This is a genomic window from Pseudomonas sp. MWU16-30323, from assembly GCF_020515595.1.
Lineage (GTDB): Bacteria > Pseudomonadota > Gammaproteobacteria > Pseudomonadales > Pseudomonadaceae > Aquipseudomonas > Aquipseudomonas yamanorum.
The window spans coordinates 37,802-54,933 of sequence record NZ_JAIWYM010000036.1 but is presented as its reverse complement, the minus strand read 5'-3'; the positions used below and the strand labels follow the sequence as shown (position 1 = coordinate 54,933).

At 60.4% G+C, this 17,132-nt stretch carries 16 protein-coding genes; 7 read left to right on the top strand and 9 right to left on the bottom strand.

Going from position 1 to position 17,132, the window contains the following annotated elements:
* From icmH to LIY45_RS26940, 6 genes are all read right to left on the bottom strand, one after another.
* A partial coding sequence (icmH, locus tag LIY45_RS26965) for a type IVB secretion system protein IcmH/DotU (RefSeq protein ID WP_226478191.1) occupies positions 1-387 on the bottom strand: 387 nt, incomplete at its 3' end.
* Positions 388-1,116: 729 nt separating this feature from the next.
* Complete coding sequence (locus LIY45_RS26960) at positions 1,117-2,334, bottom strand: phospholipase D-like domain-containing protein (protein WP_226478190.1); 1,218 nt, start codon at positions 2,332-2,334, stop codon at positions 1,117-1,119.
* Between the two features lie 58 nt (positions 2,335-2,392).
* Positions 2,393-3,040: a MotA/TolQ/ExbB proton channel family protein gene (locus LIY45_RS26955; protein ID WP_017480228.1), complete on the bottom strand. Its 648-nt coding sequence runs from the start codon at positions 3,038-3,040 to the stop codon at positions 2,393-2,395.
* 17 nt (positions 3,041-3,057) lie between these two features.
* Positions 3,058-5,340, bottom strand: a complete 2,283-nt coding sequence (locus tag LIY45_RS26950) for a TonB-dependent receptor (protein ID WP_226478189.1) — start codon at positions 5,338-5,340, stop codon at positions 3,058-3,060.
* A 24-nt stretch (positions 5,341-5,364) separates the two neighbouring features.
* Positions 5,365-6,099 (bottom strand): energy transducer TonB, encoded by a 735-nt coding sequence (locus LIY45_RS26945; RefSeq protein WP_017480230.1) that lies wholly within the window; start codon positions 6,097-6,099, stop codon positions 5,365-5,367.
* Between the two features lie 2 nt (positions 6,100-6,101).
* The gene (locus LIY45_RS26940; protein WP_226478188.1) at positions 6,102-6,509 is read right to left on the bottom strand and encodes a biopolymer transporter ExbD; all 408 of its coding nucleotides are present in this window, start codon (positions 6,507-6,509) and stop codon (positions 6,102-6,104) included.
* Between the two features lie 189 nt (positions 6,510-6,698).
* On the opposite strand from LIY45_RS26940, the gene LIY45_RS26935 reads away from it, so the two are divergent.
* Positions 6,699-7,253, top strand: coding sequence for a GNAT family protein (locus LIY45_RS26935; RefSeq protein ID WP_226478187.1), 555 nt, complete (start codon positions 6,699-6,701; stop codon positions 7,251-7,253).
* Positions 7,253-8,821 (top strand): alkaline phosphatase D family protein, encoded by a 1,569-nt coding sequence (locus tag LIY45_RS26930; RefSeq protein ID WP_226478186.1) that lies wholly within the window; start codon positions 7,253-7,255, stop codon positions 8,819-8,821. The genes LIY45_RS26935 and LIY45_RS26930 overlap by 1 nt, the downstream gene beginning before the upstream one ends.
* Here LIY45_RS26930 and LIY45_RS26925 read toward each other — a convergent pair whose 3' ends face one another.
* Positions 8,822-9,448, bottom strand: a complete 627-nt coding sequence (locus tag LIY45_RS26925) for an alanyl-tRNA editing protein (protein WP_226478185.1) — start codon at positions 9,446-9,448, stop codon at positions 8,822-8,824.
* Positions 9,449-9,539: 91 nt separating this feature from the next.
* Here LIY45_RS26925 and LIY45_RS26920 point away from each other — a divergent pair, with 91 nt between their 5' ends.
* Positions 9,540-10,472, top strand: a complete 933-nt coding sequence (locus LIY45_RS26920) for a LysR family transcriptional regulator (protein WP_226478184.1) — start codon at positions 9,540-9,542, stop codon at positions 10,470-10,472.
* 141 nt (positions 10,473-10,613) lie between these two features.
* Here LIY45_RS26920 and LIY45_RS26915 read toward each other — a convergent pair whose 3' ends face one another.
* Together LIY45_RS26915 and LIY45_RS26910 are read right to left on the bottom strand one after the other, a co-directional pair.
* On the bottom strand, positions 10,614-11,021 hold the full coding sequence (locus LIY45_RS26915; RefSeq protein WP_003217220.1) for a PA2817 family protein: 408 nt from the start codon (positions 11,019-11,021) through the stop codon (positions 10,614-10,616).
* Positions 11,022-11,095: 74 nt separating this feature from the next.
* Positions 11,096-13,543 (bottom strand): acyl-CoA dehydrogenase, encoded by a 2,448-nt coding sequence (locus LIY45_RS26910; protein ID WP_226478183.1) that lies wholly within the window; start codon positions 13,541-13,543, stop codon positions 11,096-11,098.
* A gap of 191 nt (positions 13,544-13,734) precedes the next feature.
* Here LIY45_RS26910 and LIY45_RS26905 point away from each other — a divergent pair, with 191 nt between their 5' ends.
* The 4 genes from LIY45_RS26905 (at position 13,735) to LIY45_RS26890 (ending at position 16,919) form a co-directional block, all read left to right on the top strand.
* Positions 13,735-14,394 (top strand): transglutaminase family protein, encoded by a 660-nt coding sequence (locus tag LIY45_RS26905; protein ID WP_226478182.1) that lies wholly within the window; start codon positions 13,735-13,737, stop codon positions 14,392-14,394.
* Positions 14,395-14,451: 57 nt separating this feature from the next.
* Positions 14,452-15,075, top strand: a complete 624-nt coding sequence (locus LIY45_RS26900) for a glutathione S-transferase (protein ID WP_226478181.1) — start codon at positions 14,452-14,454, stop codon at positions 15,073-15,075.
* Positions 15,076-15,210: 135 nt separating this feature from the next.
* Positions 15,211-16,143, top strand: a complete 933-nt coding sequence (locus LIY45_RS26895) for an ABC transporter ATP-binding protein (RefSeq protein WP_017480239.1) — start codon at positions 15,211-15,213, stop codon at positions 16,141-16,143.
* Positions 16,140-16,919 carry an ABC transporter permease gene (locus LIY45_RS26890; RefSeq protein ID WP_003217229.1) on the top strand — a complete coding sequence of 260 codons (780 nt, stop codon included), beginning with the start codon at positions 16,140-16,142 and terminating at the stop codon, positions 16,917-16,919. The genes LIY45_RS26895 and LIY45_RS26890 overlap by 4 nt, the downstream gene beginning before the upstream one ends.
* Positions 16,920-17,132 lie beyond the last annotated feature (213 nt).

Genomic DNA, 17,132 nt, shown 5'->3' with positions numbered 1-17,132 from the left:
ACATTGGTACATGAACTCCAGCACATGCTGGTACCTGGCCGCGTCGGGGATCATGTTGTTCATGACGGTAAAGAATTTTTCGCCACCCCACGTCTCCTCATGAAACTGACTGAGCAGTGAGCGTGCACTCCAAGTGGAGGACTTGCCCCAGGTAGTGCTCATGACTACCTCATCCAACAGCAGGCACAGGCTGTAGGAGTAGGCCTTGAGCATGCCAGCGTCGTAGTCGCGCTGACTGACTTCTTCCATGATCGTGGTGATCTGGTTGCTGACGCTTTGGTACAGCGCGGGTACATTGTCGTGATGGTCCAAACGGCGCAGGCGGATGACCAGCCCGATCAGAGGCGTAGCCGCATCACACAGTGGGTTCCAAGCCAGGCCGCGCATGTCGAACTCAGGGTCGGCAAGCAAGGGGAGAGGGCTGGTGTCTGTGGCTTCCGGCTCATGACAGGGCTCGGGCGAAGCAACGGTTTTTGTGTGGTGGGCTGTGTTCGATGGGGCGTCACTCATCGTGTCGTCTACACTCTTGCGGGTTAAGAGGTGCAACGTGAGTTCTGCTTGTTCGTTGCTGGCGTCACTCTAGGCCGACAAGATTTGGCGACTCAATAGCGCGTGGGAGATCAAGAGTGGTCCTACAATTGGGGCGTAAAAGGCTGTCGGTTTTGGCTGTATTTTGTGGGCGAGCGCGCAACGCCTTGCCCCGTGTTGCGTCCGAATGCCTAGAAATGATCCATCGCGTCGCACATGGACAGCTTTCCCGATGGCAACTCGAACGCGCAACTGCGGGACAGGGACGCGCGCACCTGGCCACAGCCGCTGAGGAGTACCAGGAACAGGGCGGGAATTACACGTAAAGTGCTATGGCTGGCGGCAGTTCTGGCTGACCGACAGATGCGGCGCGGGCTCATGGCTGACCATCTGCAAGCCATCGGCGCCCTGGAAGATAAAATACGTGCTGCGACAATCCCTGGACGTCTGCGAATAACCCTCAGCCCGGAATCCCTGCTCTCCATCCATGAGTTGTGAAGGGTTGGTCAGCGCAACGGCGGAAAAGTGCAACATTCATATCTGGCAATGTGACATTGCCCGCAAATCATGGGATTTGCAGGCAACGGCTCACGGCTTGCCCGGATGCGGCTCCGGGTACTCGCTCGTCACTTCCAGTGCCTTTGCATAGGGCCCGTCCCACAGCTGTTCGTGTAAATCTCCCACACGCTTGGCCATCGCTGCACTGCGCATCACCACTTCCAGGTTGCGCGAGTTATCGAAATAGCCGCCCAGCCAGTTACTGGTCCCCACCCAGGCCACTTGCCCATCGATCTCCATGGTCTTGCTATGGATCACCCGCGCATAGGGAATGAATCCCTGCTTGGCCTCAGGCAGCGTCACGATCTTGACCTCGACATTCGGCAGCACCGCCAGGCTTTTCAGGTACGGTAACTCCAGCGCCTCGGTGTTCCAGTTGGACACCATCAACTTGATCGACACCCCGCGCGCCGCCGCTGCACGTACTGCATTGTCGATCACCGCATAGTAAGGTCGGGTTCTGTCAGGTCCATAGGACAGCGGCGCGTAGTCCAGCAGCTGTACACGCACTTCCTTTTTCGCCTCGCCCAGCAGGCGCGGCAGTTCCAGTTGGGAGTCGCCGACACCTGGCGGGTTATAACGCTGGGGACTGGCCACCAGGTAGTTGCCGGTGCGCGCCGGTGTGGCGCCTGTCGCGGGCAGGGCGACTGGCTGGTTGTCGGCCAACGCTGCCTGGGCCTGCCAGTCCTGTTCAAAAATGGCCTGGGTCTGGGCCACGACACTTGCATCACTGATCAACAGCCCGGTTTCGTGGATATGCTCCAGCGAACGCCAGTCGAAGTTCTGGCTACCGATAAACGCCTGCTTGCCGTCCACCACCAGGTATTTCGCGTGGATGATCCCGCCACTCAGCTTGCCGTAGGGCAGGATGCGGAAGGTCAGGTTGGGAATGGCTTTCAGGCGGTCCAGGGTGGAAGCTTCCGACAGTCGCACGCCTTTTTCCTCCAGCAGGAAGCGAATCTTCACCCCGCGTTTGCCGGCGGCTTCCAGGTGTTCAATCACCTTGTCCATCACCGAGCCGGGATGGTCCGCCGCGTAGAACTGGCCGATGTCGATGCGGTTCTTCGCGCCGTCGAACAATTCGATCCACACCGGACCGGGCTGGCGCAGATCGGCGGTGCCAAGTTGGGTATCCACCGGCACGGTGTGCACCAACTCAAACCCTGGAATTGAAAAGTCCGCCTGGGCAAGCGGACTGAGGAGCAGGCCTGCAAGGCCGGCGATACGTAGCTTCAACGATATGGACATAGGCGTCTCATCGGGCAAAAAGAAAGGGCGGGCGCATGAGGCGCCCGCCCCGGGAAGGTCACGCAGTGCGGGTATGCAGCGGTGTCGGCACCAGGTGCGGCACTTCACCCTGTACGCGGGCACCGGTCGCCGCGCGGATCAGCAGGATTTTCAGCTGGTCGTTGATGCGCTCCAGGCTGTCCTGGAAGAAGTTGTGGAACACCACGCAGAACAGCGCGATGGCGATACCCAAACCTGTGGCGAACAGGGCCGTACCGATACCACCGGAAATCTGGCCCGGGTCGGACACGCCGGCAGTGGCCAGTGCCTTGAAGGTGTCGATGATGCCCAGAATGGTGCCCAGCAGGCCGAGCAGCGGCGCGGCGGTGGTGATGGTTTCGATGATCCACAGGCTGCGGGACAGCGGCGCGCGGGTCTTGAGGTACTGGGTTTCGATCTCGTCGTCCAGGTCCTTGCGTGAACCATGGGAAGCCTTCTGCGCCAGGATCGGCAGCACCATACTCAGCGGCAGGCTGTCACGGCGGGTCAGGTTTTCCGGCAGGTCGCGCTCGCTGTGCACATTGGCGCCCAGCACGTCAGTCAACGCACGGGCCTGGCGGCGCACGTAGGCGAAGTAGATGCCACGTTCGATGGTGATGAAGATCGCAATCGCCAGGGCGGCATACATCACATAAAAGGTGATTTGGTGAAGCAGGTTCATGTCCATGATGCTGAGCCTCGCAGTTAGAAATTGGCTTCCAGGGAAACGGTGACGGTACGGTCAAGCCCAACGATGTAGGCCGGGTCGCCGTCGCGGAAACCGCTGTAGCTCGCCGAGTTGGTCTTGGTGGTGTACACGCCGTCCAGGTACTTCTTGTCGAACAGGTTGTCGACGTTCAGGCGCAGGGTTGCGTCCTTGACGACTTTCTTGTCCACCGGCAGGTAGATACCGGCGCCGAGGTTGAAAACGGTGCGGGCGGAGATGGCTTCGTCGTTGGTCAGGTCGCCGTAGAGCTTGCTGGTGAACTTGCCGCCGAAGGTGCCGTAGAAGCGCCCGTCGTCATAGCCGACGTTGGCTGCCAGCATGTTCGTCGGCACGTTGGCGAACTGCTTGCCGCTGGTGGGCAGCACGATCGGCTTGCCGCCGCTGTAGACGGTCAGGTCATCCTGCTGCTTGGAGCTGGTGTAGGTGTAGGAGGTGTAGTAGTTGAAGTTGTGCGGCAGCTTGCCGCTCCACTCCAGTTCCAGGCCTTTGTTGATGACGGTGCCGGCGTTGATGTCGGCGGAATCACCGTTGCTGTCGTTGGAGGTGAGTTGGCGATTCTTGAACTGCATGTAGAACAAGGTGGCGGCGAGGGTGCTGTCTTCGCCGGTGTAGCGCCAGCCCAGTTCCTGGTTCCAGCTGAGTTCCGGCTTGGAGTCGAGGGAGCCGATGCCTTTGTCGTACAGCACGTAGTTCTGCGGAATCCGCATGTTGCGCGACAGGCTGTAGAACAACTGGTCACGCTCGTCGATCTGGTATTTCAGGCCGGCGTTGGGCAGCAATTTGTTGTAGGTCTGGCTGGCCTTGCCCGGTTGCTCGGTGAGGCTGCCGTGGTTGGTGCCGTCACGCTCGACGTTCATGTAGGCGATACCGGCGATCAGTGTCCAGTCCGAGTTGATGTACCAGGTGTCCTGGGTCCAGACCTTCTGCGCCGGGGTCACGGTGTAGCGGTCGCGACCCTGCACGGTGTTGCCGTTGGCGTCGACCACGGAGTTGCCGTCGGGCCAGGTGTCACTCGGCTTGCCGTTGTTCTTCAGGGCAATGAACGGCTGGGTCTGGCTTTGGCGGGCGCGTTCGTACCAGTAGCCGAATTGCAGGCTGTGATCGCCCAGGTCCCAGTTCAGCTTGGTGGTAATGCCCGGGCGCCAGGTCTGGGTGCGCGAAGGGCGGTAGTAGACGCCGGTGGTCGCGGAACCGTCGGCGTTGTATTGAGCCTGTGTCGGCAGGTTGCCGAGGTCGAAAACGCCGCCCTTGTTCGAGCCACTGTTCAGCGCATAGGCCGAGGAGCCCACGCCGCTGCCGTTGCCGTAGTAGTAATACGGGATCACCGAGAGGGACAGGTTGTCGCTCAGTTTGTACTGGGTGTTGAGCACGGCGGTGAAGGTCTGGAACGGGTTCTGCGCCAGGTCGTAGTAGCTGCTGATCTTGCCGTTGGCGCCCACCGCCGGCGTCGCCGGGTACGGGTCGTACTTGCGGCCGTACTGCTGGAACTGTGACTTGGTCAGTTGGCTGTAGCTGTTGTTGTTCTGCTCGTGGTACTTGAGGATCAGGTTGGCGGTGTTACCGTTGCCGGCGTCGAAGAAGCTGTTCCACTCCACCTTGTCCGCGCGCACGGCACCCGAGCCGCGCCACATCTGGCCTTCGGTGTGGGAGGCCGACAGCCAGTTGCTCAGGCCGTTGACTTCGCCGGTGTTGAGGCGGGCGAAGGTCTTCATGGTGCCGTTGCCGCCCACCACTTGCTTGACGAAGGCCCCGGTTTCCTTGGTGGGGCGAATGGTCACGATGCCGATGTTGCCGCCGCTGGAACCGATGTGCGGGCCGTCGGCTTCCGACGAGCCCTGGGTGACGAAGATCTGGTCGATGTTTTCCGGGTCGCCCAACAGGTTGGAGTACAACGCGTAGTTGCCGGAGTCGTTGATCGGCATGCCGTCCACCGACATGCCCACCTGGTCGGAGTTCATGCCGCGCATGGTGAAGCGGAAACCCGAGAGCCCGGTGTTGTCTTCACTGGAGATGTTCAGGCCCGGGGTGTACTTGAGCTTGTCGATGGCATTGCCGGTGGCCGTCTGTTTGTCCAGCGCTTCCTTGGTGATGGTCGAACGGCCCTTGGCGCTCTCTTCCTGGACCATGTAACCGCCCCCCGCGGTTGCCTTGCCCTGTACCCCAATGGTCCCGACGTCACTGTCGCTGGTGTCTGCCATGACCACTCCATGGGTCATGCTCGTCGCGGCAACGAGTGCCAGATGAATCCGGGTGAACTTCATCACTGTCGTCCTGGTGGTGTGTGCTTATTGCACGCTGTAGTTGAAGGTGGCGGTGAAGCGCTGCTCGTTACGTCCACCGAAGGCTTGTTCGGGGAACGGTTTCACCTGCTTGATACGGCGCAGGCTGTTGGTGGCGGCCCGATTGAGCAGCATGCTCGGCGCCGGGGTCTGGATCCCGGCGTCGAGGACGCGGCCTTGGCGGTCCACCATTAACCAGACCACCACCTCGCCACTGGGGCGTTCGAGGGACGCCTGGCGCCCGGTGGGGTATTGCTTGTAGGTGTCCAGCTCGTTGCGCAAACCCTTGAGGTAGCCGCCCTCCAGCGCCTGGCCGTCGACTTTCGGCGGCGCCGGTGGCGCGGCGGGTGCTGGCGTGGGAGCGGGAGCGGCTTGCACCGGCTTGGCGGCAACCGGAGCTGGCGCAGGCACCGGCGTTGGTTTGGCGACCACCGGCTTGGGCACGGGTTTTGGCTTGGGCTCAGGTTTTGGCAGGGGCTTGGGCACCGGTTTGGGTGGCGGAGGCGGCGGGGCGGGTTCGGCCTCTTCGTCTTCGATCACCGGCGGCGGTGGCTCTTGCTCCACCACGGGCTCGGGGACCACTTCCGGCTCGGGCTCCACCAGGGCAAGTTCAACCGCCGACTCGTCGTACTGCGGCTGGATCTTCAGGGGTTGGGACTGGATACCCAGTGCAATCAGCACCAGGGCGATCAGGGCCGGGACACTGCCCAGCAGCCGACGCGCACGAAACAAGGCATACATGATCAGGACTTTTTCGTGGCGATGGAGACAGAGGTAAAGCCACCCACGCGCAGGGTGTCCATCACCTCCACCAGGCGCGACACTTCCACGCCTTTGTCGCTGTTGACGATGATCGTCGACTTGGTGTCAGGCTTCTCGGCGGCCTTGAGCGCAGGCACCAGTGCCTCGACGCTCATGTCCTTGCCATCGAGCTGCAGATGGCCTTCCAGACCCAGGGTCAAGATGAATTTGTTTTGCGGTTTGAGCTGTTGTGAACTGCTGGCGCTCGGCAACTGAGTCTTCATGCCCAGGGCCGGAATCACGTTCAAACTCACCAGTACAAAAAACACCAACAGGAACATCATCACGTCGATCATCGGGATCAGTTCGATGTGTGCCTTGCGCTTTTTGGGTTCATCCCAAGTTCTCATTCCGCTACCCCGCCGTTGATTAGGGGCGACACGCTAGCAACCAAAAATGACCGAATGGTTAACTTTAATTTAAGCTTTTAAGGCTCTAGGACGGGTCTTACAGAAGACTCGTGGGTGTATTTATCTACGTAATGAAACTGACACGACGCGGGTACATTCTTGGAGAATTTATTTCGCGAGCCCCTCTGCATGAGCATTGCACTGCCCCATTTATCCACTGCGCGCCTGCTGTTGAAGCCTCTGCAAAAGGAGCAGGCCGAGACGGTGTCGGTGCTGGCCAACGATCCCGATATTGCGAACAACACGGCTGCGATTCCGTCGCCTTACACCTTGGAAACCGCACATGTCTTTATTGATGGCCAGGCAGAGAATTACCGCTCGGGGCATTCACTGGGGCTGGGTATTCATCTGCGGGAAACCGGCGAATTGATCGGCGTGATCAGCCTCAGGTTGTCTGCGGCTCATAGGAGTGGACACCTCGGGTATTGGGTGGCCGCGCATCGTCGACGTCAGGGTTATGCCGCCGAAGCAGCGACTCAGATCATGGCGTTTGGGTTTAGCGAATTGGCGCTGCAACGTGTGGGCAGCCAGTGCTTTGCCCGTAACAAAGGGTCCGCTCGGGTCATGGAAAAAATCGGCTTGGCTTACGAAGGGTGCATGAAGGGCGCCTTCCTCAAGAACGGGGTCCACGAGGACATGTTGTTGTACGGCCTGGTGCGTGCCGACTGGACGGAGCGCGGTTGATGAGCGTCGATCACGACCGCCGTCGCGTACTGGGCGGGCTTGCAGTTGCCACCGCGTTTTCGATCCTCAGTCCTTTTGCCCGCAGTGCAGGCATCGACTATCCCTTCACCCTCGGCGTGGCTTCGGGCGATCCATTGCCCGATGGTTTCGTGATCTGGACGCGCCTCGCGCCGTTGTTCAAGGCCGCAGACGGTCGCGGCGGATTGAACCGAGCAGTGCCGGTGCGCTGGAGGGTGGCCAGTGATGCGGCGATGACGCGGGTTGTGCGCCAGGGCGAGGTGATGGCCAGCGAGTGTTTCGCCCATTCGGTGCATGTGGAAGTCGCCGGGCTGGAAGCGGGTCGACCGTACTGGTACCAGTTCGAAGGCCTCGGCGCGCAAAGCCCGGTGGGGCAGTCGCGTACGGCTCCGGCGGTGCATGCCATGGCATCGGCGCAGTTGGGTTTTGTTTCCTGCTCCCATTGGGAGCGAGGCTACTTCAGCGCCTATCGTCACTTGGCGGCCGAGCAGCCTGACCTGGTGTTTTTCCTCGGTGATTACATCTATGACAGTTCCTACGCGGCGGACTCCGGCAAGATCATTCGCCCCCACGGCAGCGGCAATGCGCTGAACCTGGTGGATTACCGCAACCGTTACGCCCTGTACAAGACCGATCCGGATTTGCAGGCACTGCATGCCGCGGCGCCCAGTGTGGTCACCTGGGACGATCACGAAGTGCAAAATGACTATGCCAGTCAGTGGTCCCAGGACCCGAACATCCCGGTGGCGAGTTTTCTCAAGCAGCGGGCGGCGGCCTACCAGGCGTTCTACGAGCATATGCCGCTGCGGGCCAGCAGCCTGCCGCGCGGGCCGGACATGCGCATTTATCGGCGTTTGGACTACGGCCGACTGGCGCGTTTCCATGTGCTGGATGGGCGTCAGTACCGCTCCGAGCAGCCGTGCATCCTGGCCAATGGCAGCCACAAGGGGCATGTGGCCGCGAATACCTGTGCCGACCTGCGCGATCCCCGTCGCACCATGCTCGGCTGGGAGCAGGAAGCGTGGCTGGATCAAGGTTTCGCCGAGTCCCGGGCGCAATGGAATGTGATCGCCCAGGACCTGTTGGTCGCGCCGCTCACACAACGAGACCTGACCAATCACAAGCCTGGCCGCTGGACCGATGGCTGGGATGGTTACATGGCCAACCGTGAGCGGATGCTTGCGTCGATGGTGCGCAGGAAGGTGAATAACCCGGTGTTCTGGGGCGGTGATATCCACTCGTTCTGGGCGACGGACCTGCATGCTGACGCAGGGAACCTGGATTCGCCGGTGGTCGCTACCGAGTTTGTCGGCACGTCGGTGACGTCTGACGGGCCGCCGTTTGAGGCGTTCAGTGCGATCCTGCCGCTCAATCCCCATGTGAAGTTTTTCGACAGCCGCCAGCGCGGCTATGTGTCGGTGGCGCTTGAGGAGCAGAGCATGCTGACGCACTTCCGGGTGATTTCCGATCCCAAGGATCCGAATGCCAGTGTCTCGACCCTCAAGTCGTTTGTGGTGGAGCCGGGCAGGGCGGGGGCGATTGCGGTTTAGTCAGTCCAGGGTATAGCGCACTGACAACGCACCCTTTTTCTCGGAGAGGGTCAGGATTGTCACTTGGCCCACGTCACCCAATGCCTGCACATGCGTACCGCCGCAGGCATAGGCCGGCAGCTCGCCAAAACCCACTTCCCGCGTGCCTTCATCCAGTGCCGTATGGCGCGGCAGGTTGGCGGCGATCCATTGGTCGACTTGCCGCTGAATCGCCTCGGCGTCCATGGGGTGAGCCGAAGTGCCGCGAATAAAGGTGATCTTGCCTTCGCCCGGCCAGTGATGGGCCTTGATCGGCATCCAGCCCAGGGTTTCGCCGGCATTGCCGATCAGATGCCCGGCTGAATGCAGGCGCGTGTGCAGGTTACGGCGGTCTTCATCGACGCGTGCCTGTATCGCGCCGGGTGCTACGGGGCGGTCGACGTAATGCACGACATGATCACCTTCCTGCACCACCTTCAACACTTGGCTGTCCCCTAGCCAGCCGGTGTCGGAAGGCTGGCCGCCACCTTGAGGATGGAAGATCGTTGACTGCAGGGTCACTGCAAATTGGTTATCAAAAGGCGTGCATCCCAGCACTTCAAGTTCGGCATTCAGGTGGTCATGGGTAAAAAACAGGCGCTGGGTCATCATCTACATCCGCATCAGGGTTTCTATCCGGCAGTATAAGAAGTGCGCCAATGGGTGATAATCCGTTCAAATCTCAATGGACTTGTGCGTCATGAGCATCAATCTTCCCTTGCCACTGCTCGGCGAAATGGCGATTTTCGTCAAGGTGGTGGAAACCGGCAGCTTTTCCGAGGCCGCACGGCAATTGGGGGCATCGCCGTCATCCGTGAGCCGCAGCATCTCGCGCCTGGAAAAAGCCCTGGCAACTCGCCTGCTGCAACGCACCACGCGCAAGTTGCGCCTCAGCGAAGGGGGCGAAGAGGTGTTCAAGCGCTGCCAGGAGATGGTCAGCGCCGCGCGTTCTGTAATGGAAATCAGCGGGCAGTACACCCATGAAGCCGAAGGGTTGGTGCGGGTCAGCGTGCCCAAGGCGGTGGGGCGTTTTGTGGTGCATCCCCATATGCCGGAATTTCTGCGGCGTTATCCCAAGGTCGATGTGCAATTGATCCTTGAGGACCGGCATGTTGACCTGATTGATGACAATGTCGACCTGAGCATCCGCATCACCGACAGCCCGCCACCGGGCTTGGTGGGGCGCCAATTGCTGCCTATCGAACACTTGATCTGCGCCACGCCGCATTACCTGGCGGAGCACGGTACGCCGCAGCATCCCCATGATTTGCTGGAACACAGTTGCATCTACCTGGGCGAGACACCTGGGGATGCGCGCTGGAAGTTTCGCCAGGGCAGCAAGGCGGTGACGGTCGGGGTGCGCGGGCGGTATGCGGCGAATCACACCGGGGTGCGACTGGATGCGGTGTTGCAGCATGTGGGAATTGGCAGCTTGCCGTATTTCACGGCGCGGCATGCGCTGGAAGCGGGGGAGGTGGTGCAGGTGTTGCCGGGTTGGGATTTTATTGCGTCGTACCACGGGGATGCCTGGCTACTGCATTCGCCGACGCGGTACCTGCCGCCGAAGTTGCGGGTGTTTATTGATTATCTGGTGGCGTGCATGGCTAAAGAGCCGACGCTGAATAAGCGGTAGGAATAAGGTTTAAATGTGGGAGCGGGCTTGCTCGCGAATGCGGTGTGTCAGTCAATATTTAGGTGACTGAACCACCGCATTCGCGAGCAAGTCGAACCGTCGCACCACCGCTCCCACATTGGATTTTCGTTAGCCCTGAAATCAGTGCTTGGGCTGGTCATTGGACATGGCCAACAACTGCTTTTCCTGGTTCCAGTCGAACGGTTCGTCATTCTGTTCAGCTTCGAAGCGACGTTCTTCCAGGGCCTGGTACAGGTCCAGTTCGTCGTCGGGCATGAAGTGCAGGCAGTCGCCACCGAAGAACCACAGCAGGTCGCGCGGCACCAGGTGGGCAATTTGCGGGTAGCGCAGGATGACCTGGCTCATCATGTCCTGGCCCAGGTACTGGCTTTCGATCGGGTCGATGGGCAGCAAGGCACGCAGTTCATCGAAGCGCTCCAGGAACAGGAGGTGGCTTTCCTCGGGCACCTGTTCGGCTTCGCCGACGGCAACCAGGATGCTGCGCAGGTGGTCGAGCAAGACGAGATGATCGGCAACGACATTGGACACGAGATAAGTCCTCAAGAGCAAAACGGGCGCGAGAGTATATAGCTCAAGCGCCCGTTTTTATATGACCGCTGGGATCAGCGGACTTTTCCCTCAGCCTGGCTCAGCTCTTCCTTGCTGAAATCATCCACGTCGATCACCTTGCGTCGCGCTGCTTCGGCGTCACGCAGGGTTTGCGCCTCGGCCGGTTGCAGCACGCCGGCATGCAGCGCGGCGTCGATGGCGTGTTCGCCGGCGGTCGGTTTGACCTGGCCGCTCTTGAGGCCTTCGTGGAGTTTTTTCTGCAACGGATGGCTGTCGGCCAAGAGATCGTAGGCATGTTGCAAGGCACCCACCGGATCTTCGGCGGACTGTGGGCGATAGCAGCCTGCCAGCACCGCTTCCAGGGTCGGGTCACCCTTGGCGCGACCAAGCACTGCGGCCACCTCGGCATCCAGGGCATCGGACGGGCCTTTATGACGGCGGCCGAACGGGAACACGATCACCCGCAACAGACAGCCCAGCACCTTGCTCGGGAAGTTGGTCAGCAATTCATCCAGTGCCCGCTCGGAGTGGCCAAGGCTTTCTTCCATGGCCCAGGCGAACAGCGGTTCCAAATGGTCTGGCGAATCCAGGTCGTGATAACGCTTGAGCGCTGCCGACGCCAGGTACATATGGCTCAGCACATCACCGAGACGTGCCGACAGGCGTTCGCGACGTTTCAACTCGCCGCCCAACAGCATCATGCTCAGGTCCGCCAGCATCGCAAACGCAGCAGCCTGACGGTTGAGTGCGCGGAAGTAGCCTTGGCTCAAGCGGTTGCCCGGAGCCTTTTCGAAGTGGCCGAAACCGAGGTTCAACACCAGGGTGCTGGCGGCGTTGCTCACGGCGAACCCAATGTGTTGCAGCAGCAGGCCGTCGAACTCCTTCAGGGCCTGGTCATGGTCTTCACGGCCGGCCAGGGCCATTTCCTTGAGTACGAACGGATGGCAGCGGATGGCGCCCTGGCCGAAGATCATCAGGTTGCGCGACAGAATGTTTGCGCCTTCCACGGTGATGAAGATCGGCGCGCCTTGCCAGCTGCGGCCCAGGTAATTGTTGGGCCCCATGATGATGCCCTTGCCGCCGTGCACGTCCATCGCATGGCTGATGCACTCGCGGCCGCGTTCGGTCAGGTGATACTTGAGGATCGCCGACAGCACCGAGGGTTTTTCCCCCAGGTCGACGGCGTTGGCGGTGAGCATTCGCGCGCTGTCCATCAGCCACGCGTTGCCGCCGATGCGGGCCAGGGCTTCCTGGATACCTTCAAAGGCCGCCAACGGCACGTTGAACTGCTCGCGCACCTGGGCGTATTGGCCGGTCACCAGGCTGGTGAACTTGGCCGCGCCGGTGCCGACCGCAGGCAGGGAAATCGAACGGCCCACCGACAGGCAGTTCATCAGCATCATCCAGCCCTTGCCGAGCATCTCCTGGCCACCGATCAGGAAGTCCAGAGGAATGAACACGTCCTTGCCGGAGTTGGGGCCGTTCATGAACGCGGCACCCAGTGGCAGGTGACGGCGGCCGATTTCAACGCCCGGTGTGTCGGTGGGGATCAGCGCGAGGCTGATGCCGAGGTCTTCTTTATCGCCCAGCAGATGGTCCGGGTCGTGGGCCTTGAAGGCCAGGCCAAGCAGGGTCGCCACCGGGCCGAGGGTGATGTAGCGTTTTTCCCAGTTCAGGCGCAGGCCGAGGGTTTCCTTGCCTTCCCATTCGCCTTTGCAGATCACCCCGGTGTCGGGCATGGAGCCGGCATCGGAGCCCGCCAGCGGGCCGGTCAGGGCAAAACACGGGATATCGTCGCCACGGGCCAGGCGGGGCAGGTAATGGTTGCGTTGTTCATCGGTGCCATAGTGCAGCAGCAATTCGGCCGGGCCCAGGGAGTTGGGCACCATGACCGTAGAGGCGAGGTCGCCGCTGCGGGTTGCCAGCTTCATCGCGACCTGGGAGTGGGCGTAGGCGGAGAAGCCTTTGCCACCGAATTCCTTGGGGATGATCAGGGCAAAAAAGCCATGCTGCTTGATGTGTTCCCAGGCGGCGGGCGGCAGGTCCATGGCCTGGCCGATTTCCCAGTCGGTGACCATGGCGCACAGTTCTTCGGTGGGGCCGTCGATGAAGGCTTGTTCTTCTTCGGTCAGTTGCGCCTTGGGATAGGCCAGCAACTTGTCCCAGTCGGGGCGGCCGCTGAACAGCTCGCCGTCCCACCACACGGTACCGGCGTCGATGGCGTCGCGCTCGGTCTCGGACATCGGCGGCAGGACTTTCTGGAACCAGTTGAACAGCGGCGCGGTGAAGTACTTGCGGCGCAGGTCCGGCAGCAGCAGCGGGGCGGCCACCACGGCAATCAGCACCCAGAAGATCAGCAGCAACCAGCCTGGAGCATGGCTGAAGGCGCCCATCGCCAACAGGTAGACGGCGACCACGCCGATGGCGGGCAGGGGCGCGATGCGCCGGTGCGCCAGGTAGGCAATGCCCACCACCAGAACCAGTATCCACAACAACAGCATATTCAATCCTCCGTGAAACCAGGTGCGAAATCACCTCTGAGCTTAGTCGGCATCCGAAAAAGCGCGGTGACGAGGGTGTTACGTGGTGTGCCGGCAAAGATCAGCACCAAGCGCCGACATTTGGCCGAATCGTCGTTATCCCAGGTGCAGGCCTGTGGTTAGACTCAAGGCTTGCCTCGGAGATTAACCTCATGAATGCGTACTTGAATCCCGGCCGCTTCATCGATAGTGACCACCCTGCGGTGGTGGAGTTCGCCGAAAAACATCGCGGTCCGAGTGCTGCACTCCGTGACCAGGCAGTCAGTCTTTACTACGCGGTGCGCGAGGCGGTGCGCTACAACCCCTACACCTTCAGCCGCGACCCGCAAACCCTCAGCGGCAGCTTCGCCCTGGCGGCCGGCGAGAGTTATTGCGTACCCAAGGCGACGCTATTGGCGGCGTGCGCAAGGCACTGCGGGATTCCGGCACGCATCGGCCTGGCCGACGTGCGCAACCACCTGTCGACGCCCCGTTTGATCGAACTGCTCAGAAGTGACGTATTTGCCATGCACGGCTACACCGAGCTGTATCTGGATGGCCGTTGGGTGAAAGCCACGCCCGCATTCAACCAGCAACTGTGTGAACTGTTCGACGTGCCACCCCTGGATTTCGACGGCATTCACGACAGTGTTTTCCACGCTTTCAACCGCAAGGGCCAGCGTTCCATGGAGTACGTGGTGGACCATGGGCAATTTGCCGAGGTGCCCGAGGAATTCTTCTTCGCTCACATTCAGAAATGTTACCCGCACCTGTTTGGCGAGCAGATGCCGATTCTTTTGGGGGACATGCAGAGTGATTTAAGCCGGACGTGATCCGGCGTATGCTGCCTCGGCATTCATCCAACCATCTTTTTCAAAATCGGGGCGGTCATGCTGAAAATCTGGGGTCGTAAAAATTCGTCAAACGTCAGGAAAGCACTGTGGTGCGCCGAGGAGCTCGGCCTGGACTATGAGGCAATTGATGCGGGCGGGGCTTTTGGTGTGGTCGACACGCCGCAATACCGTGCGCTGAACCCTAATGGCCGCGTGCCGATGATTGAAGATGGCGACTTTGTGCTGTGGGAATCCAACACCATCGTGCGTTACCTGGCCGCCAGGCATGCGCCGGATTCGAACTGGTACCCAAGCGACCTGCAAGCCCGCGCCAACGCCGAAAAGTGGATGGACTGGACCACCTCGACCCTCGCCGACCCTTTCAGGACCGTGTTCTGGGGCGTCCTTCGCACCCCTGCCGAAAAGCAGAACTGGGACACCATCAACGCCGGTCGCCAGGCTTGCATCGACGTATTGCAGACGGTGGATCAGGCCTTGGCGACGCAACCTTACCTGTCCGGCCGCGAGATCGGCATGGGTGATATTCCCTTGGGCTGTTTCATCTATGCCTGGTTCGAGATGCCTATCGAACGCCCGTCGATGCCGAACCTGGAGGCCTGGTACCAGCGCCTGCGCCAGCGTCCGGCCTATCAAAAAGCGGTCATGACCGCGTTGACCTGATACCCACTATTAATACGGGTGACTGTACTTGTGCGGCGCGGACAAGCACCATGCTTGTCACGCGCAGCCGTTGTATTCCGTGCGGTCCGCCCTCATGTAACAATTCTATTCCTCTTCTTTGGTGCGTAATCCGATATGAGTTCCGCTCTGTCCATCCGGCAGCTAACCAAAACCTACGGCAACGGTTTCCAGGCCCTGAGTGGTATCGATCTGGACGTCGCCGAAGGTGATTTCTTCGCCTTGCTCGGCCCTAACGGCGCCGGCAAATCCACCACCATCGGCATTCTCTCGACCCTGGTCAACAAGACCACTGGTACGGTGAACATCTTTGGCCACGACCTGGACAAATCCCCGGCGGCGCTCAAGCGCAGCATCGGCGTGGTGCCCCAGGAGTTCAACTTCAACCAGTTTGAAAAGACCTTCGACATCGTCGTGACCCAGGCCGGCTACTACGGCATCCCGCCGAAGATCGCCAAGGAGCGCGCCGAGCAATACCTCACCCAACTGGGGTTGTGGGACAAGCGCGACGTGCCTTCGCGCTCCCTGTCCGGCGGCATGAAGCGCCGCCTGATGATCGCTCGCGCCCTGGTTCACGAACCGCGCCTGCTGATCCTCGACGAACCGACGGCGGGCGTGGACATCGAACTGCGTCGCTCGATGTGGACATTCCTCACAGAGCTGAACCAGAAAGGCATCACCATCATCCTCACCACCCACTACCTGGAAGAGGCTGAGCAGCTGTGTCGCAACATCGGCATCATCGACCACGGCACCATCGTCGAAAACACCAGCATGCGTAACTTGCTGAGCCAGTTGCACGTCGAGACCTTCCTGCTCGACCTGAAAAACGACATGACGGTTGCGCCCCAGTTGATCGGTTACCCGAATCGCCTGGTGGACAGCCACACCCTGGAAGTCCAGGTGGATAAAGCCGTGGGCATCACCGCGTTGTTCGGCCAGTTGGCCACCCAGAACATCGAAGTGTTGAGCCTGCGTAACAAAACCAATCGCCTTGAGGAGTTGTTCGTGTCCCTGGTGGAGAAAAATCTGGCGAAGGTGGCGGTATGAGTTCGGAACTGCAACCCAACCTTGTCGCGCTGCAGACCATCGTCTACCGCGAAGTGAAACGCTTCACCCGGATCTGGCCGCAAACCCTGCTGCCCCCGGCGATCACCATGGTTTTGTACTTCGTGATCTTCGGCAACCTGATCGGTCGGCAGATTGGTGATATGGGTGGTTTCACCTATATGGAGTACATCGTGCCGGGGCTGATCATGATGTCGGTGATCACCAACTCCTACGGCAACGTGGTGTCGAGTTTCTTTGGCAGCAAGTTCCAGCGGTCCATCGAGGAATTGATGGTGTCGCCGGTGTCGCCCCATACGATTCTGATCGGCTACACCCTGGGTGGTGTGTTGCGCGGGTTGATGGTTGGGGTGATCGTGACGCTGCTGTCGTTGTTCTTTACCCATTTACAGGTGCATCACCTGGGGATCACCTTGCTGGTGGTGGTGCTGACGGCGACGATCTTTTCGTTGCTGGGGTTCATCAACGCGGTGTTTGCGCGCAACTTTGATGACATTTCGATTATTCCGACCTTTGTGCTGACGCCGTTGACGTACCTGGGTGGGGTGTTTTATTCGATCACCTTGCTGCCGCCGTTCTGGCAGACGGTGTCGTTGGCTAACCCGGTTTTGCACATGGTTAACGCGTTTCGCTATGGGATCTTGGGTGTTTCGGATATCAAGATCAGTGTGGCGATCACGTTTATGTTGGTGGCGACGGTGGTGTTGTATGTGGGGTGTGCGCGGTTGCTGGTGAGTGGGCGTGGGATGCGCACCTAAGCGTTTAGATGTAATGAGAAACGGCCTCCAGATGAGGCCGTTTTTTTTGGATTTTTTTTGGGGGGGTACATATCCGTTATTTAGGTAACGGCTACTTAGGGTTCCGCTCTTACAGCGGGTCACTTTGCAAAAGCGGCAAAGTAACCAAAGCGCTCTGCCCCGCCTGTCGGCACCTCGCTAGGGCTCGGTGTTCCCTCACTCCGGCGATGCTCC